Raw genomic sequence first — 4,990 nt, forward strand, 5'->3', positions numbered from 1 at the left:
GGTGTAGATGTCACAGCGATCGGCTTTGACCGCCGCGGCGATGGCGACAGCACTGGTGTCGGAGCCGCCGCGGCCGAGCGTGGCAATACGATTGTCCGGGCCGATGCCCTGGAACCCGGCAATCACCGCCACCTGGCCCTCGCCGAAGCGCTTGATCAGGAACGCACCGTCAATGTCGAGGATGCGCGCCGCCCCATGCGCATTATCGGTCTTGATCGGGATCTGCCAGCCCTGCCAGGAGCGGGCGTGCACGCCCATGTTCTGCAAAGTGATGGCCAGCAGGCCGGCCGTGACCTGCTCGCCGGAAGCGACGACCGCATCATATTCGCGTGCGTCATGCATCGGCGAGGCCTCACGCGTCCAGCCGACCAGTTCGTTGGTCTTCCCGGCCATCGCCGAAACGACCACCGCCACCTCATGGCCGGCGTCGACCTCGCGTTTGACGTGACGCGCCACGTTGCGGATGCGGGCGATGTCGGCGACGGAGGTTCCGCCGAATTTCATCACGATGCGCGCCATGGGAGCGAAATGCCTTTGCCTGAAGCCGGATCCCAGCCAAAAGCCGGAATCCCGAAAAGCGGAAGGCCGGCTGACGCCGGCCGCTGAATGCGCGGCCTCCTTAGCCAAATGACGAAGGTTTCGCAAGGCTGGCGGCCAATTGCCGGCTCCAGAAGCCGGCATATTGCCTTCCGCCCCGGCGCCGCCTACGAAATGCTGCCTGCGGGGAATTCTTTTGGTTCGGCATAGCAGATGATGATTGCTCGGTTTCGACGTGCCATGCGATGGCAATCGCTCCCGCTTGTCGCAGGCTTTGCGGTGCTGGCGCTTATTGTCGGCAGCCGTGCCATGCTGGTCGAGGAACAGCGGGCCAACCGCGCCGCCGCGCGCGAGGCAATCGAATATCAGCAATTGCTTTCGGGTCTGCTTTCTCTGGCACAGGAAGCCGAGAACGGCCAGCGTGGCTACCTGCTGACCGGCGAGAAATCCTATCTCGAACCCTATCGGAGCGCTGTCGGCGCCATTCCGGGGCAACTTGCCCGTATCGACAGCTTGACCGCCCCCGACGACCAGTTCGTCCAGCCGATCAACCACATCAAGGACGCGCTTTCGCAAAAGCAGGCTGAACTGGCCGAGACGATTGCCCTGTACGACCAGGGCAATGCGACGAAAGCGCTGGATCTGATTCGCAGCGGCCAGGGCAAGGCAGTCATGGACGAAATCCGAACCAGCATGGATACGGTCCGACGCATCAGCGCCGCAGCCGTCGCCGCGCGCGACGCGCATACCGACCAGGTCGAGACCTGGCTACGCATCGGTTCGGTGGCGGCACTGCTGGCGATCTTCCTGCTTGCCGGCTACGCGATCAGGGAATCGCGCCGCCGCTTCCTTGAGGTGGCGGTCGCCCAGGAGGAGTTGGTGCGCAAGAACGTCGCGCTCGGCAGAGAGATCGAGACACGTGAAAAGGCAGAATCCCAGATCCGCCAGATGCACAAGATGGAGGCGGTCGGCCAGCTTACAGGCGGCATCGCCCACGACTTCAACAACATGCTGGCGGTGATCATCAGCGCCATGAACCTCGCCCAGCGCAAGCTGGCGCGCGGCGAGCACGACATCGCACAATTCATCGACGCGGCGATCGATGCCGCGACCCGTGCCGCCAATCTGACGGCCCGGCTGCTCGCCTTCTCGCGTCAGCAGCCGCTGGCGCCGCAGATCGTCGACGCCAACCGCCTGCTGACCGGGATGTCCGACCTGATCCGTAGGGCACTCGGCGAAACCATCCGCATCGAAACGGTGCTGGCGGGAGGCTTGTGGAAAACCCATGCCGACCCGAGCCAGATCGAGAACGCCGTTCTCAACCTGGCCGTCAACGCCCGCGACGCCATGGGCGATGACGGCAAGCTGACCATCGAGACCGCCAACAGCCATCTCGACGACAGCTACGCCGCCGCCCATGCAGAAGTCGCGGCCGGCCAGTATGTGATGATCGCCGTCAGCGATACCGGTTCGGGCATGACCCCCGATGTCATGGCCAAGGCCTTCGAACCCTTCTTCACCACCAAGCCGGTCAACAAGGGCACCGGCCTTGGATTGAGCCAGGTGTTCGGCTTCGTCAAACAGTCGGGCGGCCACGTCAACATCTATTCCGAGCCCGGCGAAGGCACGACAATCAAGATCTACTTGCCGCGGTATTTCGGCGCCGAAGAGCCGGCCGTGCCCACCGGGCGCGGCGACAACTCCGCCGCACCGGTCGCCGAAACGATCCTTGTCGTCGAGGATGATGCCCGCGTGCGGGTCTCCACCACCGAGGCCATACGCGAACTCGGATACACCGTCATTGATGCCGCGAGTGGCGAGGAAGCGTTGCAGAAACTGGCGGAAAACCCGAAGGTCGCCCTGCTGTTCACCGACATCGTCATGCCCGTCATGAACGGCCGCAAGCTGGCGGAAGAGGCCGTTGCCCGCATGCCGCTGCTGAAGGTGATCTTCACCACCGGCTTCACCAGGAACGCCGTGGTCCACAACGGCGTGCTCGACCACGACGTGCATTTCCTCGCCAAGCCCTTCACCATCGAGCAACTGGCAGCGAAACTGCGTGACGTGCTTGGCACGACGCAGGTCGCAGCGGACTGATCACAATCGCTTCAGCCTGACGCAGCCGCGCGTCTCCAAAGGCCGGGATAGTCGACAACGAAGCCGTGCGGCGAGACGTTGAGGGTCTCGTCATAGCCGAACACCGGCGCGGCATAGGCATAGCGAACCGTGTCGAGACGCCGATAGGTCTGATCGAGGCGCACCAGGCTCAGTTCAGGGAAAGTCAGGTAGGCGGCCGGGGCAGGCGACGCTTCGCCGATCCCGAGGCCATACCGGCGGATCGCCAGCAGGTTCGATGCCGGTGTGAAGCCAAGATCGACGTCGACAAGACCGTCGACACCCTGCTGGACTTCGCCGTTCAGCGTCCACTGGCCGTTGAAATCGCGTTCGATCGCATAGTGCAGCTGGCGCGTGCCGAGAAAGCCTTCGACAAGCGCCGCCCGCGTGTGCCAGCCGGCATCGCAATTCACCCCGTAGGCGAGGCAGCACGGCTTGCCGTCCTGGATGAAGATGGCTTGTCCCTTGAGGCTGTGCCCGCCATCGGTCTGCGCAAGCAGACAGGCATCATGCCCCTCCACGTCCAGCCGATGCCAGAGGATCGAAGCCGTCATTGCTGTCATCGTCACCTCCTTCGAGTTCAAAACGATGATGTGTTCCTTCGCCCGCCAGGCCAATTGTGTTTCACCGCAGCGCACTCCAGCTGACATGCCCTGACAGAATCCGGCTCCCTGCCGGCAGAGGAAAATTGTTGCCTTGACATTCGCGGCTTCACGCCCGACTTCCTAGCGCATGACCCCGAAATCGAAGTCGATTTCGGAAAGGATCATGCGCAGAATCTAAAGTGCTACAGCGTCCTTTGCGCGTCCAAGAGGACGCGCGGCGCTGTAGTGTCGAGGAGACCAACTATGCCAGAGCCCCGACGATCGACGATCGATGCCGGAGAAGTGGAACGCTTTTCCGCCCTTGCCGCCGAATGGTGGAACCCGAACGGCAAGTTCCGTCCCCTGCACAAATTCAATCCGGTCCGGCTGGCCTATATCCGCGACCAGATAGCGACGCGCTTCGGCCGTGACCCACGCGCTGCAAGGCCTTTCGAGGGACTGCGCATCCTCGACATCGGTTGCGGCGGCGGACTTTTGTGCGAGCCGATGGCGCGGCTTGGCGCCGAGGTTGTGGGCGCGGATGCCTCCGAAACCAACATCGAAGTGGCCAAGCTGCACGCCGCCGAAGGCAATGTCAGCGTCGACTATCGCGCCACGACGGCCGAGGACCTTGCCGACGCCGGCGAGAAATTCGACGTCATCCTCAACATGGAAGTGGTCGAGCATGTCGCCGACATCGACCTGTTCGTCGCCAAATGCGGCGAGATGGTGCGGCCCGGCGGCATCATGTTCGTGGCCACCATCAACCGCACGCTGAAGGCGCTGGGCTTAGCCATCATCGGCGCCGAATATGTGCTGCGCTGGCTGCCGCGCGGCACCCACCAGTTCGGCAAGCTGGTGCGCCCGGAAGAGCTCGAAAAGGCGCTTGGCGGCGCCGGCCTGACCATCATCGACCGCACCGGCGTCACCTACAATCCGCTGGCCGACCGCTGGGCGCGGTCGAAGGACATGGACGTCAACTACATGGTCCTGGCGGAAAAAGGCTCGGTCTGATCTATTCAGAATTCAGCGGCCTGTAGCCGCCGCGCCAGTAGATCAGCGCCTGGCCGGCATCGGACGTGCGCACGGCCTCGACCGAACCGATGACGATGGAATGCGTGCCGCGATCGATCATTTCATCGAGGCTGCAGTCGAATGCGGCCACCGCATCCGAAAGCAGCAAAGCTCCGGTCTTGAGCGTCACCCATTCGGCGCCCTCATAGCGGTCCTTGCCCTTGATGCCGCCGAAGCCGGAGAACCGCTCGGCCACGCGCTGATGCTGGGGGCCAAGCGAGTTGACGCCGAAATGCCGGTAGCGTTCGATCACCGGCCAGGTCGACGATGACCGGTTGACACAGGCGATCACCTTGGGCGGCTCGGCCGACAGCGAGACGACCGAAATGACCACCAGACCGGAGCGATCCTCGCCGGTGCCGGCGGTGATGACGCTGACATTGCCGACGATCAGCCGCATCGCGGCGCGAAAATCAGCTACATCGACGGCAGTCCCCTCGGATGTCTTCGGTTCGGTCATGGCTTGCTCCAGAGCACGATTCCAAAAAGGGAAAGGTCCTCGGAAAAGACCACGCTCAAACAAGAAGATAAAGCAGATCTGGATACAAATTCAGGTGAGATCGGCTCCAGGCGCGAAGGCAGTTCGGATCCCCTGCGACCGCTCACGCCTTCTGGCTTTGTGCCCTGGTGGTGATGAACACGCCGGCAGTGATGATGAGCGCGCCTGCCCAGGTCAGCAG

The 4,990-nt window shown here is 63.2% G+C and carries 5 protein-coding genes and 1 pseudogene; 2 read left to right on the forward strand and 4 right to left on the reverse strand.

Going from position 1 to position 4,990, the window contains the following annotated elements:
- Positions 1-519: pseudogene (locus EN994_RS17550) on the reverse strand (aspartate kinase); the annotation flags it as partial.
- A 258-nt stretch (positions 520-777) separates the two neighbouring features.
- On the opposite strand from EN994_RS17550, the gene EN994_RS17555 reads away from it, so the two are divergent.
- On the forward strand, positions 778-2,634 hold the full coding sequence (locus EN994_RS17555) for a CHASE3 domain-containing protein (RefSeq protein WP_063169070.1): 1,857 nt from the start codon (positions 778-780) through the stop codon (positions 2,632-2,634).
- Positions 2,635-2,645: 11 nt separating this feature from the next.
- Here EN994_RS17555 and EN994_RS17560 read toward each other — a convergent pair whose 3' ends face one another.
- A complete protein-coding gene (locus tag EN994_RS17560; protein ID WP_063170342.1) occupies positions 2,646-3,215 on the reverse strand; it encodes a putative glycolipid-binding domain-containing protein in 570 nt (189 codons plus the stop codon).
- A gap of 285 nt (positions 3,216-3,500) precedes the next feature.
- On the opposite strand from EN994_RS17560, the gene ubiG reads away from it, so the two are divergent.
- Entirely contained in the window at positions 3,501-4,250 is a 750-nt protein-coding gene (gene ubiG, locus EN994_RS17565) for a bifunctional 2-polyprenyl-6-hydroxyphenol methylase/3-demethylubiquinol 3-O-methyltransferase UbiG (protein ID WP_023811162.1), read from the forward strand.
- 1 nt (position 4,251) lies between these two features.
- Here ubiG and EN994_RS17570 read toward each other — a convergent pair whose 3' ends face one another.
- Entirely contained in the window at positions 4,252-4,770 is a 519-nt protein-coding gene (locus EN994_RS17570; protein ID WP_013529455.1) for a flavin reductase family protein, read from the reverse strand.
- On the reverse strand, positions 4,767-4,990 hold a 224-nt coding region (locus EN994_RS35670), incomplete at its 5' end, for a hypothetical protein (RefSeq protein ID WP_206524579.1). The genes EN994_RS17570 and EN994_RS35670, both read right to left, overlap by 4 nt.

The organism is Mesorhizobium sp. M7A.F.Ca.CA.002.09.1.1, from assembly GCF_003998555.1.
Classification (GTDB): domain Bacteria; phylum Pseudomonadota; class Alphaproteobacteria; order Rhizobiales; family Rhizobiaceae; genus Mesorhizobium; species Mesorhizobium ciceri.

Bases quoted from the DNA above. Each gene is read 5' to 3' on its own strand.
- ubiG (WP_023811162.1), top strand. From the start codon at position 3,501: ATGCCAGAGCCCCGACGATCGACGATCGATGCCGGAGAAGTGGAACGC.
- EN994_RS17560 (WP_063170342.1), bottom strand. From the start codon at position 3,215: ATGACAGCAATGACGGCTTCGATCCTCTGGCATCGGCTGGACGTGGAG.
- EN994_RS17570 (WP_013529455.1), bottom strand. From the start codon at position 4,770: ATGACCGAACCGAAGACATCCGAGGGGACTGCCGTCGATGTAGCTGAT.
- EN994_RS17555 (WP_063169070.1), top strand. From the start codon at position 778: ATGCGATGGCAATCGCTCCCGCTTGTCGCAGGCTTTGCGGTGCTGGCG.